Genomic DNA, 22,522 nt, shown 5'->3' with positions numbered 1-22,522 from the left:
TCTTTATGTTCGCAGCGATGGCGACCCCTGTCAACAATCCCGACCACGGTTTTTGTCGTGACTGCCTGACCTTTCAGCGCAGTGAAACGCGCCGTTGCGAACGCTGCGGCAGCCCTCGCCTTGCCCGCCATCCCGAGCTTTACCGGCTGCACCTCGCCCATATCGATTGCGACGCCTTCTACGCGGCCATCGAGAAGCGCGACAACCCTGCGCTCAAGGACAAGCCGCTGATCATCGGCGGCGGCAAGCGCGGTGTCGTCTCCACCGCCTGCTACATCGCTCGCATCCGCGGCGTGCGCTCCGCCATGCCGATGTTCAAGGCGCTCGAGGCCTGCCCGGAGGCGGTCGTGATCGCGCCCAACATGGAAAAGTACGTGGCCGTCGGCCGCGAGGTGCGCGCCATGATGCAGGCTTTGACACCGCTGGTCGAGCCGTTGTCGATCGATGAGGCCTTCCTCGACCTCGCCGGCACCGAGCGCCTGCACGGACTGCCACCGGCCGTGGTGCTGGCGCGCTTTTCGCTGGCGGTGGAGAAGGAGATCGGCATCACCGTTTCATCAGGCCTGTCCTATTGCAAATTCCTCGCCAAGATAGCGTCCGATTTCCGCAAACCGCGCGGCTTTTCCGTCATCGGCGAGGCGGAGGCGGTCGGCTTTCTGGCCACGCAGCCGGTGACCATGATCTGGGGCGTCGGCAAGGCGTTCAACGCCACGCTGGAACAGGATGGCATCCGCACGATCGGCCAGCTCCAGAAGATGGAGCGTGGCGACCTGATGCGCCGCTATGGGGTGATGGGCGAACGGCTCTACCGGCTTTCGCGCGGTGAGGATGTCCGCCGCGTCGACCCAGACCAGGACGCCAAGAGCGTATCGGCCGAAACCACTTTCGACACCGATATCGCCTCACTGGACGAGCTTGTCTCGGTGCTGAGGGGCCTTTCGGAAAAAGTCTCGGCGAGGCTGAAGAAATCAGGCATTGCGGGGCGCACCGTGGTGCTGAAGCTGAAGACCCAGGACTTCAGGCTGCGCACGCGCAACCGTCAGCTCGGCGACCCGACCCGCCTCGCCGACCGCATCTTTTCGACCGGCGTGGAACTTCTTCGCAAGGAGACCGACGGAACGAAATTCCGATTGCTCGGCATCGGCGTCAGCGACCTCTCCGACGATGATAAGGCCGATCCGCCGGATTTGGTCGATGTGCAGTCGCGCAAGCGCGCCATGGCCGAAGGCGCCATCGATGCACTACGCGACAAGTTCGGCCGCAAGGCGGTGCAAACCGGCTACACCTTCGGCAAGGGCCGCGACGCCCATCCGCCGGAGCCGCTGGAAGATTGAACCCGATCAGCTGCGTCGAAGATCGATGCGGCTGGTCACCACGCTCTTGCCGGTCTTGGGATCGCGGTCGACCACGGTCAAGACTATGCCGTCCGCACCGTTTTTCTGCACGGTAAGCTGCGCGGCGCGGTCGCCATTGACCTCCTTGGCCCAGCGGATGGCGAGGTTTATCGCATTGCCGGAACGGCTTCCGTTCAACTGCGCCGGTCCGGTGCGCGATCCCACATAGACACCGCTGTATTTGGCGCCGCTGGTCTTCAGGCGAGCACTGATGGCGCGTGTCACCAGGATCAGGCCGCGGCAGTTGCCGTCGAGGGACAGCGAAGACGATGTCGCATTCGATTTGAACGTGCAGGAAACGCTGACCGTTGGCGCCTGCGTCGTCACCTGAACGGTTCCCTTGCCGGCGAAATTGCCCTTGAAGGATTGGAGAAATTTGCTCTCGTCCGCATGCGCGGCTGTGGCCGCGACGGCCAGGCACCCGGCAAGCACAAACCGCGTGAGTAATGTCATCGAAGGTCTCCTTGTGACGGGTGGAACGGCGATCGGTGATGCTCAAGCGGACATCGCGACTCAACGCGGCTTGCCATGTCAGGTTCCGCCCGCGACAGGGCTGTTTTGCAACGTCGCGCCAATATCTCTGGCCCAGTCAAATGCGGCGGCTAGTGGTTGCGGCAAAAACCCCGGCTTGCGAGATAGCTGACATGGCACCTACCCCCTCGATCCCCAAGGCCGCTTTCTGGATGGCGCTGTCGATCGCCTCGTTCCTGGCGATGTCGGTCGCCGGCCGCGCCACGACCGCCGAGCTCAACGTCTTCCAGGTGCTGGAACTGCGCTCGGTCATCGGGTTCTTCATTCTGCTGCCGCTGGTGATGATGAGCGGCGGCTTCGCGGCGATGCGCACGCAGCGGCCCGTCGCTCATATCGCCAGAAACGTCATCCACTATACCGGGCAGGCGGCATGGCTCTACGCATTGACCTTGATTCCGTTGGCCGTGCTGATTTCGATCGAATTCACCACACCGATCTGGACGGCTATCCTGGCGGTGACCTTTCTTGGTGAAAGGTTGTCCCGGCCAAAGCTTGCCGCGATCGTGCTGGGCCTGATCGGGGTGGTAATCATCGTTCGCCCCGGTGTGGGCTCGGTCGATCCGGGCCATCTCATCGTGCTCGGCGCCGCGGTTTGCTTCGGCATCTCGGTGGTCCTGGTCAAGTCGCTGACGCGGACGGACAGCGTCGTGCGCATTATCTTCTGGATGCTGATCATCCAGTCGGTGGTCGGCCTCGTTCCAGCCCTTTACGAGTGGCGCAACCCGCCGCTGGAACTGTGGCCATGGATCGTGCTGATCGCCTTCACCGGCATGTCGTCGCATTTTTGCATGGCCCGTGCGCTTGGCTATGCCGACGCCACCGTCATTTCGCCGATGGATTTCCTGCGTGTACCGTTGTCGGCGCTCATCGGCTGGCTGCTTTACAGCGAGCAGATCGACGCCTTCACCGCTGGCGGTGCATTGCTGATCCTGATGGGCAATCTGCTCAACTTGCAGCGCAAGGCAGTCAAGCCAGCAGAAGTCGCGGCGTCATAGCGTTGCCGGTCAGTTCCCTTCGTCTGGAATGTTGAGCACGTGTCCGCACGCCTTGCAGTGTACGGCGTCCGGCTCGTGACGCTGCAACCCGCATTGCGGACAGGGGAAGAACACCTTGGCCGGCCGAAAGATCGCCTGCGCCAGCCTGACGAACAGCGATATGCCGATGATCATGGTTACGATCGCCGTCAGCTTGCCGGCGATGCCCGGCAGCACGATGTCTCCGAAGCCTGTCGTCGTCACGGTCGCGACGGTGAAGTAAAGCGCGTCGATGTAGTTTTCCAGTCCGGCTCCGTTGCGAAAAAAGAACGTGTAAACGAAGCCCGTGGTGACAAAGAGAAAGGTCAAAAGGTTGATCACCGCGTGGCTTGCCTCGCGCCAGGGCCGCAGGCCACGCATCTCGAAATGCCGCCAGATCGAACCGCTGCGCGACAGCGACCATAGCCGCAGGATGCGCAGAAAGCCGAGGCTCGCGAGAGCCGTCGGCATCAGCAGCGTCAGAAGGATGAAGGCATCCACCCAAAAGGTCGGCTGCTTCATCAGGCGCAGCATGTCGTTGGAGGCGAGCAGCCTGGCAATCAGATCGGCGGCGACGAGAGCCGCCACGGCATAGTCTAGCCACAGAAACGAGGGCGACTGCTGGATGACCGGGGTGGCGATGAAAAAAGCGATGATGGCGAGGTCGATGATGACAGCCACCAGTTGGAACCGGAACGCGGCCGGCGAGCGTCCGTGATAGAGCCTGCGCAGCCTGTCGCGTAATCGCGCCGTCGCGGAAAGGTTCTGCGATGGGCGCCTCTCCTTGGCCTTCATGCTGGCATGAGCAGCCGGTGCCGGCCCGCGGAGTGCCGCCTGGTAAGCGCGCAGATCACACCAGTTCCACTTCAATCACGCCCGGCACGGCGCGCATTGCCGAGGCGATCTGTGGCGAGACGCGATAGCCGCCTTGCAGAGCGATCTCGACCTCGCCCTGCGCCTCTTCCTTGATCACGATAATGCTCACCTGGCTTTCACCCCGCTGCGTGAGTTGGGATTGGATCATCGAGGCAGGTCCATCGTTCCTGACGAAAATGCGCAGCGCCTTCTGGATGCGGCTTGCCTCGTCCTCCAGCGATTGCACGGAGTTGATGCGCAGGTTGACGCCCTCGGGCCTGTCCTCCGCCGCGACAGTGATGACAACCGAGCGGCCGGCTTCGAGGAGGTCGCGATACTGGGCCAAACCTTCTGAAAACAATACGGCCTCGTATTGGCCGGAGGTGTCCGAAAAGGCCACCACGCCCATCTTGTTGCCGGTGCGCGTCTTGCGCTCCTGCTTGCTGGTAACGGTGCCGGCAAGCCGGCCGGCGGAAGCACCGCGCTTGACGGCGGCGGAGAACTCCGCCCAGTTCTGCACCCGCATCTTCTGCAGCGCCGCCTTGTACTCGTCGAGCGGATGCGCCGAGAGATAGAAGCCGACGACCTGGAACTCGCGGTGCAGGCGGTCGGCAGCGAGCCACGGATCGGTCGCCGGCAGATTGAGCGCCTGCGACTGTGCGCCGAGCGAGGCGCCGAAGATGTCGGCCTGACCCGAAACGGCGTTCTGCTGGGCGAGCGACGCCAGCCCCATCATCCGCTCGACGCCGGCCAACATCTGGGCGCGGTCGTGGCCGAAGCAGTCGAGCGCGCCGGCCATGATCAGGCTTTCGAAAACCCGTTTGCCGACGATCTTCGGGTCGACCCTCTCGCAGAAATCGGCCAGGCTCTTGAACGGCTTTTCGCCGCGAACGGCGACGATGTGCTCCACCGCGGCATCGCCGACGCCCTTCAGCGCGGCCATCGAATAATAGATCCGGTTCTCCCCGACCTCGAAGGCACGGAAACTCGTCATCACTGACGGCGCCAGGACTTCGATGCCAAGGCGCAGCGCATCCTGGCGGAAGTCGGCGAGCTTGTCGGTGTTACCCATGTCTAGCGTCATCGACGCTGCCAGGAACTCGACCGGATAATGCGCCTTGAGATAGGCGGTCTGGTAGGAGACGACAGCGTAGGCGGCCGCATGAGACTTGTTGAAACCGTAGTCGGCGAACTTTGCCAGCAGGTCGAAAATGAAGTCGGCTTGCGGCTTTGCGACGCCGCGCTCGACCGCGCCGGAGACAAAGCGCTCGCGCTGCTTGTCCATCTCGGCCCGGATTTTCTTGCCCATGGCGCGCCGCAGAAGGTCGGCTTCGCCAAGCGAATAGCCGGACAACTCCTGCGCGATCTGCATCACCTGTTCCTGGTAGACGATGACGCCCTGCGTCTCCTTCACCAGATGGTCGATCTTGGGATGGATCGAGGCCATCTCCTCCTCGCCATGCTTTCTGGCGTTGTAGGTCGGGATGTTCTCCATCGGTCCCGGCCGGTAGAGGGCAACCAGCGCGATGATGTCCTCGATGCAGTCGGGCCGCATACCGATCAGCGCCTTGCGCATGCCGGCACTTTCCACCTGGAACACGCCGACCACCTCGCCGCGCGACAGCATCGCATAGGTCTCGGGATCGTCGAGCGGGATGGTCGCCAGGTCGATATCGATGCCGCGCCGGCGGATCAACTTGACGGCCGTCTCCAGCACCGTCAGCGTCTTCAGGCCGAGGAAGTCGAACTTCACCAACCCCGCCTGCTCGACATATTTCATGTTGAACTGGGTGACAGGCATGTCCGAGCGCGGATCGCGGTACATCGGCACCAGTTCCGACAACGGTCGGTCGCCAATGACGATGCCGGCGGCGTGCGTCGAGGCGTGGCGGTAGAGGCCCTCCAGCTTCTGCGCCATGTCGAGCAGCGTCTGCACGATCGGCTCTTTCTCGGCCTCCTCCGCAAAGCGCGGCTCGTTGGCGATGGCGTCGGCGAGCTTGACCGGATTGGCCGGGTTCTGCGGCACCATTTTCGACAGCTTGTCGACCTGGCCGTACGGCATCTGCAGCACGCGGCCGACGTCGCGCAGCACGGCGCGCGCCTGCAGCGTACCGAAAGTGATGATCTGGCCGACCTGGTCGCGGCCGTATTTCTGCTGGACGTAGCGGATCACCTCTTCGCGACGGTCCTGGCAGAAATCGATGTCGAAATCGGGCATCGAAACGCGGTCCGGATTGAGGAAGCGTTCGAACAGCAGCGAGAAACGCAGCGGATCGATGTCGGTGATGGTGGTCGAATAGGCAACCAGCGAACCAGCGCCCGAACCACGCCCCGGCCCGACCGGAATGCCTTGCGCCTTGGCCCATTTGATGAAGTCGGCAACGATCAGGAAGTAGCCGGGGAATTTCATCTTCTCGATGATGCCAAGCTCGAATTCGAGCCGCTCTCGATACTGCTCGACCGTGTAGCCCGGTGTCGGTCCGTGCAAGGCGAGCCGGGCATCGAGCCCCTCGCGCGCCTGACGGGCCAGTTCCTCGGCCTCGGCCTTTTCGGCGGCGTCCTTGTCGGAGGCATCGCCGCCCGTGAAACGCGGCAGGATCGGACTGCGGGTTTTTGGATAGTAGGAGCAGCGCAGCGCGATCTCGACAGTGTTGTCGATGGCTTCAGGCAGGTCGGCGAACAATTTCGCCATATCGGCCTGACTGCGCAGGAAATTGTCCGGCGACAGCCGGCGGCGGGTGTCGACGGCGACAACCGACCCCTCGGCGATGGCGATCAACGCATCATGCGCCTCATACTCGTCGCGCGACGAGAAGAACGCCTCGTTGGTGGCAACCAGCGGCAATTCATGGGCATAAGCGAGATCGATCGAGGATTTCTCGATCATCCGGTCGTAGCCCGAAACCCGGTCCAGCTCGACATAGAGCCGGTCGCCGAACATCCCCTTGAGCGTTATCAGCCGCGCTTCGGCAAGATCGCGGCGATCTTCCTTCAGGGCCATGCCGATCGGGCCGCGCGGCCCGCCACTGAGACAAATCAGGCCGTCACATTGGCCGTCCATCATTTCGGTGGTCAGGTGCACCGCCTCGCCGGGCGGTGTTTCAAGGTAAACACGGCTGACCAGCCGGACCAGATTGGAATAGCCGGTTTCGGTGGCCGCGATCAGCACGACCGGCCGCATATCGGGACCTTGCCGACGACGGTCACGCTGGCCGTCGCTGTTTTCGCCGGAAAAGGCGAGCGCGATCTGGCAGCCGATGATCGGCTGGATGCCGTCCTTCACCGCCTTCTGGGCGAACTCCAAGGCGCCGAACAAATTGTTGGTGTCGGTCACCGCGATCGCCGGCGCTTCGTCCTTGACGGCATGGCCAACGATCTTGCCAAGCTGAAGCGCGCCTTCCAGCAGCGAATAGGCCGAGTGCACGCGAAGATGGACGAACGGCCGCGCCGGCACCTCCGGCCGCGCGGCTGCGATCGCGGCCTCGCGCTTCAGGGGATCGCGTGGAAGTCTCTCATCCGCCATGGTTTCTCGCGCTGTCCGTAAGACTTGAGTCGATGGAGATGTATTGTCCGGGACCGGGCGATACCAGTCCAGCACAAACGACTACCGACCCACAGGCTTCCAGCCGTTCAGGCGAATTCCATGATCACCGCGTCGACGGCCAGGCTGTCGCCCGGCTTGGCGTTGAGTTTCGAGACGACGAGGTCGCGCTCGGCGCGCAGAACGTTTTCCATCTTCATCGCCTCGACCACGGCCAGAGTCTCGCCCGCCTTGACCTCCTGGCCTTCGACAACGGCGATCGACACGACGAGGCCCGGCATCGGGCAGAGCAGCAGTTTCGACGTGTCCGGCGCTATTTTCTCCGGCATCAGCCGTTCCAATTCGGCGGTGCGCGGCAGCATGGCGCGCGCGGTCACCGACATGCCTTTCCAGGCGATGCGGAGGCCATTGGCGACAGGACGGATCTGGGCGGCAACCCTGCGCTTGCCGACCGTGCCGCGCCAGATGAGATCGCCGGGCCGCCAATCGGACGAAACGGTCAGCGCCTTGCCGCCATCGATGGACAGGTCCATTTCCATCGGGATGGAAATCGTGCCTTCGAGGATCGACGCCGACAAATACTCTTCGCCGATCTTCACCACCCAGTCGCGCTTGAGCGCTCCCGAATGCGGCGCCAGCCGCCCGCCCAGCCGGTCGAGACGGTCGCGGCGCAGCAGTTCCACCGCGGTCGCGATCGATGCCAGAACGGCTTCTTCCTCGCTGTTCGGCACGACGGGGGCAAAACCGTCGGGATATTCCTCCGCGATGAAGCCGGTCGATATCGCCCCTTCCCGCCAGCGTGGATGCTGCATCAGCGCCGCCAGGAACGGTATGTTGTGCTCGATGCCGTCGACGACAAAGCTGTCCAGCGCTTCCGACATGGCGTCGATGGCCTCGAGCCGCGTCGGCGCCCAGGTGCACAGCTTGGCCAGCATCGGATCGTAGAACATGGAGATTTCCGAGCCTTCGGTGACGCCGGTGTCGTTGCGGATGACGACCTCGCCGAAGCGGCCTTCCTCGGGTGGCCGGTAGCGTGTCAGCCGGCCGATCGACGGCAGGAAATTGCGATAGGGATCCTCGGCGTAGAGCCGGCTTTCCACCGCCCAGCCGTTCAGCTTGATGTCGCTCTGCTTGATGGCGAGCTTTTCGCCGGCGGCGACGCGGATCATCTGCTCGACCAGATCGATGCCGGTGACGAGTTCGGTCACCGGATGCTCGACCTGCAATCGTGTATTCATTTCAAGGAAATAGAAGTTCTTGTCCTTGTCGACAATGAACTCGACGGTGCCGGCGCTCTGGTAGTCGACAGCCCTGGCCAACGCCACCGACTGCTCGCCCATCGCCTTGCGCGTCTTGGCATCGAGGAAGGGCGATGGCGCCTCTTCCGCCACCTTCTGGTTGCGGCGCTGGATCGAGCATTCGCGTTCGCCAAGATAGAGCGCGTTGCCATGCCCGTCGGCCAGCACCTGGATTTCGATGTGACGCGGGTCAACCACGAACTTTTCGATGAAGACACGGTCGTCGCCGAACGAACTCTTGGCTTCCGAGCGCGCCCGGTCGAATCCGTCACGTACTTCCGACTGGTCCCAGGCGATGCGCATGCCTTTGCCGCCGCCACCGGCCGAGGCCTTGATCATCACGGGATAGCCGATCTCGCCGGCGATCTTTTCGGCGTGATCGGCATTCTCGATGACGCCGAGCCAACCCGGAACCGTCGAAACCTCGGCGGCGTTGGCGAATTTCTTCGACTCGATCTTGTCGCCCATCGCCTTGATTGCCCTGGGTTTCGGCCCGATGAAGACGATGCCTTCCGCTTCCAGGGCTTCGCAGAACGCGGCTCGCTCGGACAGGAAGCCATAGCCGGGGTGCACGGCCTGAGCGCCCGTCGCCTTGCAGGCCGCGATGATCTTTTCAGGAACGAGGTAGCTCTGCGCGGCAGGCGACGGCCCGATATGCACCGCCTCGTCGGCCATTTCGACATGCACGGCATCGCGATCGGCGTCGGAATAGACGGCGACCGTGGCAATGCCCATCTTGCGCGCCGTCCTGATGACGCGGCAGGCGATCTCGCCACGATTGGCGATCAGGATCTTGGTGAACATGCGGGCAGAATTCCCCTCCGGCAGATGGTTCAGTTCTATGGACTATGTCGCCAGGTCTCAAGTGCCGCAGCGGACGACATGACGGGCGTCCCTCCCAATGCTTCCGTCGCACTCCCCTGCCGAGCCGGGCTGGTTGTCGACGGTGTGCTATCTGCGTCAAGAAAGCCAAGATTTCGTCTCATCTGAGAGTTGATGAGCAGCTCAAAACCTGAAACCTTGGCTCAAAATCGCCTTTGGAGGAATTGCCCGATGAAAACCCGCGCCGCTGTCGCTGTCGCCGCCGGAAAGCCGCTGGAGATCATGGAGGTCGACCTTGATGGACCGCGCGATGGCGAGGTGCTGGTCGAGATCAAGGCGACCGGCATCTGCCACACCGACGAATTCACATTGTCGGGCGCCGACCCGGAAGGGCTGTTCCCGGCCATTCTCGGCCATGAAGGCGCCGGCGTGGTTGTCGATGTCGGCAAGGGCGTCACCTCGGTCAAGAAGGGCGACCATGTCATCCCGCTCTATACGCCCGAATGCCGGCAGTGCCCGTCCTGCCTGTCGCGAAAGACCAATCTGTGCACCGCCATCCGTGCCACCCAGGGGCAAGGGTTGATGCCGGACGGCTCGTCGCGTTTCTCGATTGGCAAGGACAAGATCTTCCACTACATGGGCTGCTCGACCTTCTCCAACTTCACCGTGCTGCCGGAGATCGCGGTGGCCAAGGTCAACCCCGACGCCCCCTTCGACAAGATCTGCTACATCGGCTGCGGCGTCACCACCGGCATTGGTGCGGTCATCAACACCGCCAAGGTCGAGCAAGGCGCGACAGCAGCGGTCTTCGGCCTCGGCGGCATCGGGCTCAACGTCATCCAGGGCCTGAAGCTTGCCGGCGCCGACATGATCATCGGTGTCGACCTGAACAACGACAAGAAGGAATGGGGCGAGCGATTCGGCATGACGCATTTCGTCAATCCGAAGGAGATCGACGGCGACATCGTGCCTTATCTCGTCAACATGACCAAGCGCGGTGCCGACCAGATCGGCGGCGCCGACTACACATTCGACTGCACCGGCAACACCAAGGTCATGCGCCAGGCACTCGAGGCCTCACATCGCGGCTGGGGCAAGTCGGTCGTCATCGGCGTCGCCGGTGCTGGCCAGGAGATTTCGACCCGGCCGTTCCAACTGGTCACCGGGCGCAGCTGGATGGGCACCGCCTTCGGCGGCGCGCGCGGCCGCACCGACGTGCCGAAGATCGTCGACTGGTACATGGACGGCAAGATCCAGATCGACCCGATGATCACCCACACGCTGAAGCTCGAGGACATCAACAAGGGATTCGACCTCATGCATGAGGGCAAGTCGATCCGGAGTGTCGTGGTTTACTAAAAGACAGCCACACGCCGCCGGCCATCCGGCCAGCGACCCCTGTGGTGAAACATGGGAGGAGAGAAACAATGGCGGAGAAACTGCACCCAAAGATCGACAATGGGCTGCCCAAGGAGAGCGCCAGCTTTGCCGGCGGCACGCTGGTCTGCGCCTGCACCAGCAAGCCGGTCAAGGTGAAGGTCAAGGGCCAGATCGCCCACAACCACGCCTGCGGCTGCACCAAATGCTGGAAGCCCGAAGGTGCTGTGTTCTCGGTGGTTGCCGTCGCCGGCACCGGCGATGTCACCGTCACCGAGAACGGCGACAAGCTCAAGGTGGTCGACCCCTCGGCGCTGATCCAGCGTCATGCCTGCACCCAATGCGGCGTCCACATGCACGGGCCGGTCGAGCGCGACCATCCGTTCAAGGGCCTGTCCTTCATCCATCCCGAGCGCTTCGAGGAAGACGGCTGGTCGCCTCCGGGCTTCACCGCCTTCGTCTCCTCGATCATCGAATCGGGTGTCGACCCAAGCCGCATGGACGGCATTCGCGGCAGGCTGAGGACGATCGGGCTGGAACCCTATGACTGCCTCAATCCGGGCCTGATGGACTATATCGCCACCTGGACGGCGAAGAAATCCGGCGCCCTGCCGGCCTGACGACCGAGAGATTTCAGGCAGGGGCCGGATATGTTTCCGGCCCCTGCTCGTTTCCGGAGAGACAATGCCCGCACCCGCCATCTACGTCGACGCCGACGCCTGCCCGGTCAAGGCGGAGGTAGAAAAGGTCGCCGAGCGCCATGGCGTCGTCGTCACCTATGTTTCCAATGGCGGTCTGCGCCCCTCCCGCGACCCGATGATCCGCAATGTCGTGGTCTCCAAGAGTGCCGATGCCGCCGACGACTGGATCGTCGAGAACACCAAGCCCAACGACATCGTGGTGACGGCGGACATTCCGCTCGCCGCCCGCACGGTGGCGCTCGGCGCGCATGTGCTGGGACCGACCGGGCGGCCGTTCACGCCCGAGACGATCGGCATGGCGGTGGCGATGCGGGACCTCAAGCAGCATTTGCGCGAAACCGGCGAGAGCAAGGGCTACAATGCCAGCTTCGCGCCGCAGGATCGTTCCCGGTTCCTGGGTGAACTTGACCGCATCTTGCGGCGCGCGCTGAAATCCGCCACACCGGGCTAGCAACAAAGCGCCATCCAGGTGGAGACCGCCATGGCCGCCGAAACCCCGATCGAGAAACCGATGCAGCGCCACATGCTGTTCGCGGTGTCGGCCTGTATCGGTGCGTTTGCGCTGCTTGTGGCGCTGCTGCTGCACGCCCCACTCGCCTATTCGATCGGCGCCAACATATTTTTTGCCGCTTACGTCCTTCTTGTCGTCAGCCAGATGCCCAAATTCACCGGCAAGTACCTGAGCAAGAATGCACGCGCCACCGATCAGCCGGTGCTGGTGATCTTCGCGGTCACGCTCGTTGTCGTCGGCGTTGCCCTTGTCTCCCTGTTCCTGCTGATCAATCGCAAGGATGGGGATCACCCGATCGAACTCGGCTTCGCACTGCTGTCGATCCCGCTCGGCTGGTTCACCATCCATGCCATGGCAGCGCTCCACTATGCCCATGTCTACTGGATGGACGGCGACGCGGTCGACGCCGGCACCAATAAGAAGATTCCGGTCGGCGGCCTGCTGTTCCCGGGCGACAAACGCCCCGAAGGCTGGGATTTCCTCTATTTCTCTACCGTCATCGGCATGACGGCGCAGACCGCCGACACAAACATCTCGACGACGCACATGCGCTGCGTCGTGCTTGTCCACTCGGTCCTGTCGTTCTTCTTCAACACGGTCATCGTCGCCGCCGCCGTCAATCTCGCCGTCAGCCTGGGCGGTCCGTAATAAATCCGTGATCGCATGAAACATCGGTTTGGATCGCGACGTATCAAGAGGACAATGAACGCTTAGGACAAGCCGCAAGGCCGGGAGACCAGACAAGATGGAATCGGTTGCCAGAAGCCAATCCGAAATTGGACCGGGCGCCCCCGCGTCAAAAGAGAAAACATTGATCTACCGGCAGTCGCGCTGGACGCGGCTGACACACTGGCTCTGGGCCATCTCGTTGTTTTTCATGCTGCTGTCCGGCCTGCAGATCTTCAATGCCCGGCCGCAGCTCTACATCGGCAAGCAATCCGGCTTCGACTACAACAACACCATTTTCGCCATAGGCGCCGAAAACACCAATGCCGGGCCGCGCGGCTACACCGAAATCTTCGGCCACCGCTTCGACACGACAGGCGTCCTTGGCTGGTCGGGCCCGACCGGTAACGAGACGGCGCGCGGTTTCCCGTCCTGGGCGACGATCCCGTCCTACTATGACCTCGGCACCGCCCGCGTGATCCATTTCTTCTTCGCCTGGATATTGACGACGACCTTGATCGTCTGGCTCGTCGCCAGCCTGATCAACGGCCACATCCGCCGCGATCTGGCGCCTCGCCTGGATGACCTCAAACGCTTGCCCCGGGACATCGCCAACCACGCCAGGCTGAAATTCCACCACACGCGCGAATACAACACGCTGCAGAAGATGGCCTATGGCGGCGTGCTGTTCGTGCTCTTGCCACTGATGATCATCACCGGCCTTGCAATGTCGCCGAGCATGAATTCGGTGCTGCCCTTCCTCAATGAATTGACCGGTGGCCGGCAGACGGCACGCACCATCCATTTCACCGTCATGGTGCTGCTGGTCGCCTTCTTCGTCATTCACATCCTGATGATCCTCGCCGCCGGCCCGATCAACGAACTGCGCTCGATCATTACCGGCTGGTACCGCACTGATCCTCCCGTGCATGACGACAAAACGTCCGAGAGGAGTGCCTGAGATGGCGAAATTTGAGATAAGCCGCCGAAAGTTCCTCACCGCCACCGGCCTCGGCGCGTCCGGCATCATGCTGTCGGGCTGCGACGCCTTCGACAGCCAGCTCAGCATCGGCAGCGGCCTGCGCAGCTTCCTCGAAAACGCCAATGGCCTGACCCACAAGGCACAACGGTTGCTCGGCGGCGGCAATTCGCTGGCGCCCGAATTCACCGAGGCTGATATCCGTCAGCCAATGCGGCCGAACGGCGTGACCGCGCCGAACGACGACGCTTACAAGGCCCTGCTCGCCAACAACTTCGCCGATTGGCGACTGGAGGTGTCAGGCCTCGTGGAAAAGCCGCTGTCACTCACCCGCGAGCAGCTCATGAACATGCCGAGCCGCACCCAGATCACCCGACACGATTGCGTCGAAGGCTGGAGTTGCATCGCCAAATGGACCGGCACGCCACTGGCGCTGCTGCTCGACCAGGCGGTGGTCAAGCCACAGGCCCGCTATGTCATGTTCCATTGCCTCGACACGATCGACCGCAGCCTGTCAGGCGACATCAAATATTACGGCACGATCGACCTCATCGATGCCCGCCATCCGCAAACGATCCTTGCCTACGGCCTGAACGGCAAGCCGCTGCCGGTCGAAAACGGCGCGCCGCTGCGTGTCCGCGTCGAGCGCCAGCTCGGCTACAAAATGCCGAAATATCTCTACAAGATCGAACTGGTCGATGGCTTCGCCACTATCGGCGGCGGCCGGGGCGGCTATTGGGAAGACAACGGCTATGACTGGTATGGCGGGATTTGACGGTCCCTCGCATACGGGCCGAGCACGACTTGTCCCCCATGGAATTGAGTTCGCTCGAGGATCGTCTCAACCGCGATAACCGACGTATGATCGACCGCGACGATGACCGAGGGCTGACCTTTGTCATCCGCGATGGTGCGGGACACGCGGTCGGAGTAGCCGCCGGCTATTCCTGGGCGGGCACGTCCGAACTGACCTTGATGTGGATAGACGAGGCTCACCGAGGTCGCGGCTACGCAAGGCAGTTGCTAGACGCCTTTGTCGCGGAGGCCGCCGATCGCGGTGTCAGGAAAATCTGGGTCTCCAGCCACGACTTCCAGGCACCAGATCTCTATGAAAAGGCTGGCTTCGAGCGTATGGCCGAATTCTCGGGATGGCCCGAAGGCCATTCCAATATCATTCTTTGCAAAACGATAGCAGCGGACGGCGGGGCTTAGGCAACCTTGTCGAGCAACGGCTTCAGCGCCGGATGAATTTCCGGCGAGGCATGCTTGATCAGGGTCAGCAGCGCACGCTCATTCTCGTAAAGAGGCCGGTTCACCCCGATATGTCCGACCAGCCACTTTGCCTCACAGGCATCGATCGTCTCGGCACGGCGGGCCAGCGCCTCGGCGGCCCTGTTCTTGGCCTCCCATTCGGTCTCTATGTCGTCAGGAGAGCGGTAGGCCTCGATGACACCGGCAAGACCGCCGGAGACCATGCGGCTGAAGAAGCCGCCGATTTCCGGATCGGTATGATCGAGGAAAGTTTCCTGGCGCAGCGCCACCTCGCGGGTGGGCGCCTCATAACCGGCCGAGCACATGACGAAATTGGCGATCGCCTTGACGAACAGGTCGTTCCACGACGGATCGTTATTGGCCTGGGCGGTCCGCTCGTTGATCCTGAACAGCACCTCGGCCTCGGCCTGGGTGATGGCGATGTTGCCGTCGCCACCATGGGCATGGAGGATGCGGCGCAAAAGCTCGACTTCGGCCCCGGCGACCAGTCCGGGCACCAGCGCGCCGCCGAGCATCAGCGGTCCCTTACCGTCGACGACGGCGTGGGCGACCTGCTCCAGCGCGTAGACGCAAAGCCGGCTCGGCGAGGATTTCGCCTCTTCCAGCACATGGACCAGCAATTCGAGTTCGGTCCGGCTGTCGACCATGCCGTCGCGCGAAATCGTGCGGACCAGCCAGTCGGCATTCTCCCCCGAAATGTAGCCCAAGGGCTTTTCCTGATGAACGATGTAGTCGGTGACCGCCTCGACGAAGAACGGCGCCCATTCCGCGCATTTGTCCCGCGCCGTCTGGTTGAGCGCGAACAAGGCCTCGGCTTCGCCCCGGCTCACCACGCCGTCGGCGAACACGTCGCGGCGCAGCATCACGACGTCCTCTGAAGCAATGCGGTTCTTCGAAGTCAGCCCCGCCACCGGAGCACTCATGATCAACTCGCCCATCTGTCGTCCCCGTCCGCCCCAACGCGTCACATCGGTCAGCTTTATCAGGAGTGTCTTGAAAAACCGGCAAACGGCGTGGTTAGCGAAGACTTGTCAGAACAATGTCGCTGGGAGGTGACAAGGTGTCGTCGACGGGCTATGGATGGCGCGTCGAGGGCTCAGGGTTTTGAGTCCTACCTGTTTGCGGGAGAGAGCAGCGAGAGCTGCCGCCGAAGGGGAAATCGCCCGAAATCTCTCAGGCAAAAGAACCGTAGACGGGAAAGACACTCTGGAAAGTCGGGGCTTGCCCCCGCGCCGAAGGTGTAAGCGCCGCTGACAGAGTTCCGGCTGCGCGAGTCTCTCAGGCTTCAGACAGAGGGGCACGGACTGGTCGCCATCAGCGGCCGATTGCGTGCGACTCTGGAGGCGACATGACGGGCGACGACGACAAACACCTTCCCCTCGAAGATATTCATGCGGCTGCCGGAGCGCGCTTCGGCGCCTTTGCCGGCTGGTCGATGCCGCTGACCTATCCGGCCGGCGTCATGAAAGAGCATCTTCACACCCGCGAGCATGCGGGGTTGTTCGACATCTCGCATATGAAACTGTTCGAGGTCAGTGGCCCGGAAGCGGTTGCGCTGTTGAACCGCGCCTGCCCGCTGGACGCCGGCGCGCTCGAAATCTCGCAGTCAAAGCTATCCTTTTTCCTGAACGAAGCAGGCCGCATTCTCGACGACCTGATCGTCACCCGGCTCGGCGACACCAGGTTCATGGTGGTCGCCAATGCCGGCAATGCCGTCGCCGACGAAAAGCATTTGCGCGCCCTGGCGACCGATTTCGAGGTGAAGGTCGAGCCGCTCGACCGCGTCTTCCTGGCGATCCAGGGTCCCGAAGCCTGGGCTGCACTCTCCCGCGCCGGCATCGAGACCGGCTCGCTGCTGTTCATGCATGGGGTCGAGCCGCGAAAAAACTGGTTCATGAGCCGGTCCGGCTACACCGGCGAGGACGGTTTCGAGATCGGCCTGCCGGAAGCCGATGCGCGTGACCTTGTCACCAAGCTGCTGGAGGATGAACGCGTGCTTTGGATCGGCCTTGCCGCGCGCGACAGCCTGCGGCTGGAGGCCGGCCTCTGCCTGCACGGCCAGGACATCACGCCCGAGACCGACCCGGCCGCGGCGGCGCTGATGTGGGCGATCCCGAAAGAAATCCGTGCCTCCGGCACCTTCATTGGCGCCGACGCCTTGCGCGCCGCCGTGGAACGTGGTCCGGCGCAGAAGCGCGTCGGGCTGAAACCGGAGGGTCGCCAGCCGGTGCGCGCCGGTGCCGCGCTGTTCGAAACCGACGGCAATCCTGCCGGCCATGTCACATCGGGCGGCTTCGGCCCTTCCGCCGGCCATCCGGTCGCCATGGGTTATGTCTCCACGCCGCTGGCAAAGCCCGGAACGCGGATTTTCGCCGACGTGCGCGGCACGAAGATCCCAGTCGATGTCAGTTCTCTGCCCTTCACCCCTCATCGCTACCGCAAAGGATGAACTCCATGGCAACAACCTATTTCACATCGGATCACGAGTGGCTCAGCGTTGAGGGCGGCATCGCCACCGTCGGCATCACCGACTACGCGCAGGAGCAGCTCGGCGACCTCGTCTTCGTGGAACTGCCGGAAACGGGAAAGAAGCTCGCCAAGGGCGACACCGCCGTCGTGGTCGAATCCGTCAAGGCAGCCTCGGACGTTTATGCGCCGGTCGATGGCGAGATCACCGAAGCCAATGGCACGCTGTCGTCCGACCCCTCGCTGGTCAACTCGGCGGCAACCGGGGCCGGATGGCTGTGGAAGATGAAGCTCGCCGACGAAAGTCAGCTCGCCAGCCTCATGGATGAGGCCGCCTACAAAGCCCATATCGCCTGACATCGGGAACTTATCGACATGACCGCTGCTCCCTACCCCTTCTCGGCCCGCCACATTGGACCCGGCCTTGCCGACGTCAGAGCCATGCTCGCCGTCATCGGTGTTCCCTCGGTCGAGACACTGATCAGCCAGGCCGTGCCGAGATCGATCCGCCTCGACCAGCCGCTGGACCTCCCCGCGCCGGCCAGCGAAGCCGAAGCTCTCGCCGAATTGTCGGTGACCATGGCAAGGAATACGGTGCTGAAAAGCTTTATCGGCGCCGGTTACCACGGCGTCCACGTGCCGCCGGTCATCCAGCGCAATCTGTTCGAGAATCCGGCCTGGTACACCGCCTACACGCCCTATCAGGCCGAGATCAGCCAGGGCCGGCTCGAAATGCTGTTCAACTTCCAGACGCTGGTCACCGAACTGACCGGCCTACCGGTGGCATCGGCTTCACTGCTCGATGAAGCGACGGCCGTCGCCGAAGCGGTTGGCATTGCGCTGCGCCACCACCGCGACAAGCGCACCAAGGTGGCGCTTGCGGGCACGCCGCACCCGCAGACGCTGGACGTCGTTCGCACCCGCGCCGAGCCGCTCGGCATCGAGATCGACGGCGAGACGATCGACGACAACACCGCCGCCCTGCTCGTCTCCTGGCCGGACACCTTTGGCGTCTATGGCGACCACAAGGCGGCGATCGAAAAAGCGCGCGCCACTGGCGCCATTGTCGTCTTCATCGCCGACCCGCTTGGTCTGACGCTGACCGACGCGCCGGCGAAACTCGGCGCCGACATCGCGGTCGGCCCGATGCAGCGCTTTGGCGTGCCGATGGGCTTTGGCGGCCCGCATGCGGCCTATTGCGCGGTCTCCGACAAGCTGACGCGGCTGATGCCCGGTCGCCTGGTCGGTCAGTCGACCGACAGCAAGGGCCGCCCCGGCTACCGCCTCGCCTTGCAGACGCGCGAGCAGCATATCCGCCGCGACAAGGCGACTTCCAACATCTGCACCGCACAGGCCCTGCTTGCCAATATGGCCACCGCCTACGCCATCTGGCACGGCCCGGTGGGCCTGCAGGCGATCGCCGGGCGCATACACGCGCTGGCCAACCGCCTGGCAAGCGGCCTAGAGGCGGCGGGCGTATCGGTGCTCGGCTCCAGCCGCTTCGACACGGTGACGGTGGAGACCAACGGCAAGGCCGCCCAGATCGCGGTCGCCGCCGAAAAGACCGGCCGGCTGCTGCGTGTGCTCGATGCCGACCATGTCGGCATCAGTTTTGACGAGACCTCGACCGACGCCGATCTCGACGCGATCGCGGCCTTGTTCGATGCCAAGGCTGCCGCTTCCGCCGACAGCACGGTGCCCGGCAAGCCGCGTGGCAAGGAGTTTTTGACCCAGCCGGTCTTCCACGAGAACAAGTCGGAAACCGAGATGATGCGCTTTCTGCGCCGGTTGGCCGACAAGGACCTGGCGCTCGACCGCGCCATGATCCCGCTGGGCTCCTGCACCATGAAGCTCAACGCCGCGGCGGAAATGATGCCGGTGAGTTGGCCAAGCATCGCCAATTTGCATCCCTTCGCGCCGGCAAGCCATTCGGCCGGCTACCGCGCCATGATCGGCGAACTGGAAGGCTGGCTGTCGGAGATCACCGGTTTCGACGCCCTGACCTTGCAGCCCAATGCCGGCAGCCAGGGCGAATATGCCGGGCTGCTCGCCATTCGCGCCTATCACCGTTCGCGCGGCGAGGGCCATCGTACCGTCTGCCTGATCCCGTCTTCCGCGCATGGCACCAATCCGGCGAGTGCCGCGATGGCCGGCATGAGCGTCGTCGTCGTGCGCTGCCTGGAAGACGGCAACATCGACATGGATGATATGCGCGCCAAGGCCAACGAGCATTCCAAGAATCTCGCGGCGCTGATGTTCACCTATCCCTCTACCCACGGCGTCTACGAGGAAGGCGCGCGCCACCTCTGCGCCCTCATCCATGAGCATGGCGGCCAGGTCTATTTCGATGGCGCCAACCTCAACGCGCTGGTCGGCCTTGCTCGGCCAGGCGACATCGGCGCCGACGTCTGTCACATGAACCTGCACAAGACCTTCTGCATCCCGCATGGCGGCGGTGGCCCGGGTGTCGGTCCGATCGGTGTCAGGGCGCATCTGAAGCCCTATCTGCCCGGCCATGTCAGCGAAGGCTCGGCTCATGCCGTGGCCGCCGCTCCCTTCGGCAGCGCTTCCATCCTGCCGATCACCTGGATGTACATCCGCATGATGGGCGCTTCCGGCCTGAAGCAGGCGACCGAGACAGCGATCGTTTCGGCCAACTATGTGGCGACGCGGCTCGCCCCGCATTTCCCGCTGCTTTACAAGGGCAGGAGCGATCGCGTCGCCCACGAATGCATCCTCGACACCCGCGTGCTCAAGGAGAGCGCCGGCATCAGTGTCGAGGACATCGCCAAACGCCTGATCGATTATGGTTTCCACGCGCCGACGATGTCGTTTCCGGTCGCCGGCACGCTGATGGTGGAGCCGACCGAGTCCGAACCCAAGCGCGAGTTGGATCGCTTCTGCGAGGCCATGATCGCCATTGCCGGCGAAGCGGCGAAAGTGGCCAAAGGCGAATGGCCCTTTGCCGACAATCCGCTGGTCAACGCACCGCACACATCGGCCGAGGCGCTGGCCGGTCAATGGACCCATCCGTATTCGCGTCTGGAGGCGGCCTATCCCGCCGGCGATGCCGACACGGCGACGAAGTACTGGCCGCCGGTGTCGCGCATCGACAATGTCGCCGGCGACCGTAATCTGGTCTGCTCCTGCCCGCCGCTGTCGGATTACCTGGGCGCGGCCGAATAGCTACGCGGAACGCAAGGCCGGCTCGGCCGCGTCGGCCTTGCCCGTCCTTTTGCGGCCGATGACGCAATTTCGCCCCGCACGCTTGGCGGCATAGAGCATGGCGTCGGCCCTGGCCAGCACCTCATCGAGGGTGCTGCCGTCGGCCTCGCCGAAGCCAATCCCGCCGCTGACCGTGCTGCGCAAGGGCCCGAGCGCGGTGGGCACGACTTCCGTGCCGAAAGCGACGCCGATCTTGCTGGCGAGGTCATAGGCCCGCTCTTCCGTCACGCGCGACATGACGATTGCGAACTCCTCGCCACCCAGGCGAAAGGCGTCGACTCCGGTTCTGGCATATCTCCTGATGACGGCGGCGAAGCGGCACAGGACCTGGTCCCCGACCGGGTGTCCATAGATGTCGTTCGTCCGCTTGAAATGATCGAGATCGAACATGACGATCGCCATGAACGGGCCGAAGGTGCGCTCGCCATAAAGCGACGCCAGACCCCGACGGTTCATCAGTCCGGTCAACGGATCGGTCATGGTCTCGGCCTTGAGCTCGATCTGCGCCTGCAGATGGTGGAGCGAAAGCGTCAGCGCGCCAAGGCCGGTCATACAGGCCACCGCCACGACCGAGTTAAGGCGTTCGGCCCAATTGTCGGGCGCGACGCCGAGCGTCCACTGGCCTTTGGCCATCAGAACCACGCCGCAAAGGGCAAACGACAGCGCACAGGTGCCGCTCAGGACCGATACCACCAGGAGAATACGGCGATCGTGACTGCCATTGATCCAGAACATGGCCCCGATCGTCGAGAGCAGCGCGGTAACCGTCGCGTAGGTGATCACGAAGCCGACCCCGTCAAGGCCCATGAAAGTCACGGCCGCGCAGACAGCCATGGCGGCAAATGTCGGCGCGATTGCACGCCTGTGCTCGCGCACGCCGAGATACTGCATGGCCGAAATGCAGATGATGAGAAAACCCAGGCTGAGTAGCGCCAGCGCGATCTGGCAAAGCAGCGGATCGGGCTCCCTGGTATAGCGCCAGAACAGGATCACATGCGCGACGAGCACGATAATGCCGCACGCCACTGTCAGCACGAAGCCCGCCCGCGGCGCCGTGAGCCAGATCGCAACCATGGTAGCGGCTAGACAGGTACCCGACAGCGCGGCTGCGAGCAGGAGCGAACTGAAATCCAGCATATCAGGCGGAGGCCTCTCGAGCGTCGGCGGTTGCGCCGCATTCTAGGTCAGCGGCAGCCCTCGGACATGGTTTTCGGGCGATCTCTCGACCCAAGCTGCGGATAGGGTTTACAAAGCGTCGATGCCACCTGTACCAAAATCGCACCCCTTGACGGGGCGACCATCAACCGGCATCAGCCCTTGTTCAGCAAGGCGAGGTTGGCGTCGACAACGGTGGGATCGTTCATGCCGGCCTTCGCCTCGAGCAGCAGCGCCCGGGCCTTCTTCTTGTTGCCGCGCAACAACTGCGAATAACCCATATTGTTGACGATCTGCGGCTTGCGGCCGGCAACCTTCAGGAGCTGGCCGTAGGCGCGGTCGGCGAAGTCGAAGCGGCCAAGTTCGTCATAGGAAGCCGCAAGCCCCATCCAGGCCTCGGCATTGTCGGCCTTCAGCTCGACGGCCTTGCGGAAATGCGCTTCGGCAAGACCATAATTGGCATCGCGAAACTGTGCCTTGCCTTCCGCCAGGTCGGATGTGGCGACATCCTTCCCTGCAGGCTTGATCGCAGTGGTCTTGGTCGTGTCGACGTTATTGTTCGTCGTACACCCGCTGATCATTAGGACGGCTGCCATCATGGCCATCGCCGCAAATTTTATCTGACGCATGCCCTGCCCCGTCGCCCGATTTGCCGGGTCGTTCTTCGGGAAAGAGACTACAGAAGAGCGATTAAGCTTCGGTGCCGAAATGCAGCT

General features: G+C 63.2%; 19 protein-coding genes and 1 riboswitch. Of the genes, 12 read left to right on the top strand and 7 right to left on the bottom strand.

The window, feature by feature from the left end:
* Positions 1 to 5 precede the first annotated feature (5 nt).
* Entirely contained in the window at positions 6 to 1,334 is a 1,329-nt protein-coding gene (locus LB571_RS25400) for a DNA polymerase IV (protein WP_041163442.1), read from the top strand.
* Between the two features lie 6 nt (positions 1,335 to 1,340).
* On the opposite strand, the gene LB571_RS25395 is transcribed toward LB571_RS25400, so the two are convergent.
* Positions 1,341 to 1,847 carry a hypothetical protein gene (locus LB571_RS25395; RefSeq protein WP_015317615.1) on the bottom strand — a complete coding sequence of 169 codons (507 nt, stop codon included), beginning with the start codon at positions 1,845 to 1,847 and terminating at the stop codon, positions 1,341 to 1,343.
* 191 nt (positions 1,848 to 2,038) lie between these two features.
* On the opposite strand from LB571_RS25395, the gene LB571_RS25390 reads away from it, so the two are divergent.
* Positions 2,039 to 2,920, top strand: coding sequence for a DMT family transporter (locus LB571_RS25390; protein WP_140661175.1), 882 nt, complete (start codon positions 2,039 to 2,041; stop codon positions 2,918 to 2,920).
* A 9-nt stretch (positions 2,921 to 2,929) separates the two neighbouring features.
* On the opposite strand, the gene LB571_RS25385 is transcribed toward LB571_RS25390, so the two are convergent.
* The 3 genes from LB571_RS25385 to LB571_RS25375 form a co-directional block, all read right to left on the bottom strand.
* Positions 2,930 to 3,733: a potassium channel family protein gene (locus LB571_RS25385; protein WP_224598951.1), complete on the bottom strand. Its 804-nt coding sequence runs from the start codon at positions 3,731 to 3,733 to the stop codon at positions 2,930 to 2,932.
* A 55-nt stretch (positions 3,734 to 3,788) separates the two neighbouring features.
* Positions 3,789 to 7,316 (bottom strand): DNA polymerase III subunit alpha, encoded by a 3,528-nt coding sequence (gene dnaE / locus LB571_RS25380; protein WP_224598931.1) that lies wholly within the window; start codon positions 7,314 to 7,316, stop codon positions 3,789 to 3,791.
* 107 nt (positions 7,317 to 7,423) lie between these two features.
* Complete coding sequence (locus LB571_RS25375; protein WP_224598920.1) at positions 7,424 to 9,436, bottom strand: acetyl/propionyl/methylcrotonyl-CoA carboxylase subunit alpha; 2,013 nt, start codon at positions 9,434 to 9,436, stop codon at positions 7,424 to 7,426.
* 249 nt (positions 9,437 to 9,685) lie between these two features.
* Here LB571_RS25375 and LB571_RS25370 point away from each other — a divergent pair, with 249 nt between their 5' ends.
* The 7 genes from LB571_RS25370 to LB571_RS25340 all read left to right on the top strand — a co-directional run bounded on the left by LB571_RS25370 (position 9,686) and on the right by LB571_RS25340 (position 14,900).
* On the top strand, positions 9,686 to 10,813 hold the full coding sequence (locus LB571_RS25370) for an S-(hydroxymethyl)glutathione dehydrogenase/class III alcohol dehydrogenase (RefSeq protein ID WP_224598910.1): 1,128 nt from the start codon (positions 9,686 to 9,688) through the stop codon (positions 10,811 to 10,813).
* Positions 10,814 to 10,881: 68 nt separating this feature from the next.
* The gene (gfa, locus tag LB571_RS25365) at positions 10,882 to 11,451 is read left to right on the top strand and encodes an S-(hydroxymethyl)glutathione synthase (protein WP_224598908.1); all 570 of its coding nucleotides are present in this window, start codon (positions 10,882 to 10,884) and stop codon (positions 11,449 to 11,451) included.
* A 64-nt stretch (positions 11,452 to 11,515) separates the two neighbouring features.
* The gene (locus tag LB571_RS25360; RefSeq protein ID WP_015317609.1) at positions 11,516 to 11,983 is read left to right on the top strand and encodes a YaiI/YqxD family protein; all 468 of its coding nucleotides are present in this window, start codon (positions 11,516 to 11,518) and stop codon (positions 11,981 to 11,983) included.
* A gap of 30 nt (positions 11,984 to 12,013) precedes the next feature.
* Positions 12,014 to 12,691 carry a DUF1345 domain-containing protein gene (locus tag LB571_RS25355; protein WP_140723599.1) on the top strand — a complete coding sequence of 226 codons (678 nt, stop codon included), beginning with the start codon at positions 12,014 to 12,016 and terminating at the stop codon, positions 12,689 to 12,691.
* Positions 12,692 to 12,788: 97 nt separating this feature from the next.
* Positions 12,789 to 13,670 carry a cytochrome b/b6 domain-containing protein gene (locus LB571_RS25350; RefSeq protein WP_015317607.1) on the top strand — a complete coding sequence of 294 codons (882 nt, stop codon included), beginning with the start codon at positions 12,789 to 12,791 and terminating at the stop codon, positions 13,668 to 13,670.
* Position 13,671: 1 nt separating this feature from the next.
* Positions 13,672 to 14,463, top strand: a complete 792-nt coding sequence (locus tag LB571_RS25345) for a molybdopterin-binding protein (protein ID WP_224598905.1) — start codon at positions 13,672 to 13,674, stop codon at positions 14,461 to 14,463.
* Positions 14,464 to 14,501: 38 nt separating this feature from the next.
* Positions 14,502 to 14,900 (top strand): GNAT family N-acetyltransferase, encoded by a 399-nt coding sequence (locus LB571_RS25340; protein WP_015317605.1) that lies wholly within the window; start codon positions 14,502 to 14,504, stop codon positions 14,898 to 14,900.
* Here LB571_RS25340 and LB571_RS25335 read toward each other — a convergent pair.
* Positions 14,897 to 15,898 (bottom strand): hypothetical protein, encoded by a 1,002-nt coding sequence (locus LB571_RS25335; RefSeq protein ID WP_015317604.1) that lies wholly within the window; start codon positions 15,896 to 15,898, stop codon positions 14,897 to 14,899. The genes LB571_RS25340 and LB571_RS25335 overlap by 4 nt on opposite strands.
* Before the next feature lie 174 nt (positions 15,899 to 16,072).
* Positions 16,073 to 16,159, top strand: a riboswitch (glycine riboswitch).
* Positions 16,160 to 16,308: 149 nt separating this feature from the next.
* Here LB571_RS25335 and gcvT point away from each other — a divergent pair.
* From gcvT to gcvP, 3 genes are read left to right on the top strand one after another with little or no spacing between them, the layout of a single operon-like run.
* Entirely contained in the window at positions 16,309 to 17,409 is a 1,101-nt protein-coding gene (gene gcvT / locus LB571_RS25330; protein WP_015317603.1) for a glycine cleavage system aminomethyltransferase GcvT, read from the top strand.
* A 5-nt stretch (positions 17,410 to 17,414) separates the two neighbouring features.
* Complete coding sequence (gene gcvH, locus LB571_RS25325) at positions 17,415 to 17,783, top strand: glycine cleavage system protein GcvH (RefSeq protein WP_015317602.1); 369 nt, start codon at positions 17,415 to 17,417, stop codon at positions 17,781 to 17,783.
* 18 nt (positions 17,784 to 17,801) lie between these two features.
* Entirely contained in the window at positions 17,802 to 20,612 is a 2,811-nt protein-coding gene (gene gcvP / locus LB571_RS25320) for an aminomethyl-transferring glycine dehydrogenase (RefSeq protein ID WP_224598901.1), read from the top strand.
* Here gcvP and LB571_RS25315 read toward each other — a convergent pair whose 3' ends face one another.
* Positions 20,613 to 21,788: a GGDEF domain-containing protein gene (locus LB571_RS25315; RefSeq protein WP_140723611.1), complete on the bottom strand. Its 1,176-nt coding sequence runs from the start codon at positions 21,786 to 21,788 to the stop codon at positions 20,613 to 20,615.
* A gap of 173 nt (positions 21,789 to 21,961) precedes the next feature.
* On the bottom strand, positions 21,962 to 22,435 hold the full coding sequence (locus tag LB571_RS25310; protein WP_140821871.1) for a tetratricopeptide repeat protein: 474 nt from the start codon (positions 22,433 to 22,435) through the stop codon (positions 21,962 to 21,964).
* Positions 22,436 to 22,522 lie beyond the last annotated feature (87 nt).

The sequence above is a fragment of the Mesorhizobium sp. BR1-1-4 genome (assembly GCF_020165375.1).
Lineage (GTDB): Bacteria > Pseudomonadota > Alphaproteobacteria > Rhizobiales > Rhizobiaceae > Mesorhizobium > Mesorhizobium australicum.
Note: the sequence above shows the minus strand (reverse complement) of the source record. Positions and strands in the feature narration are given on the sequence as shown.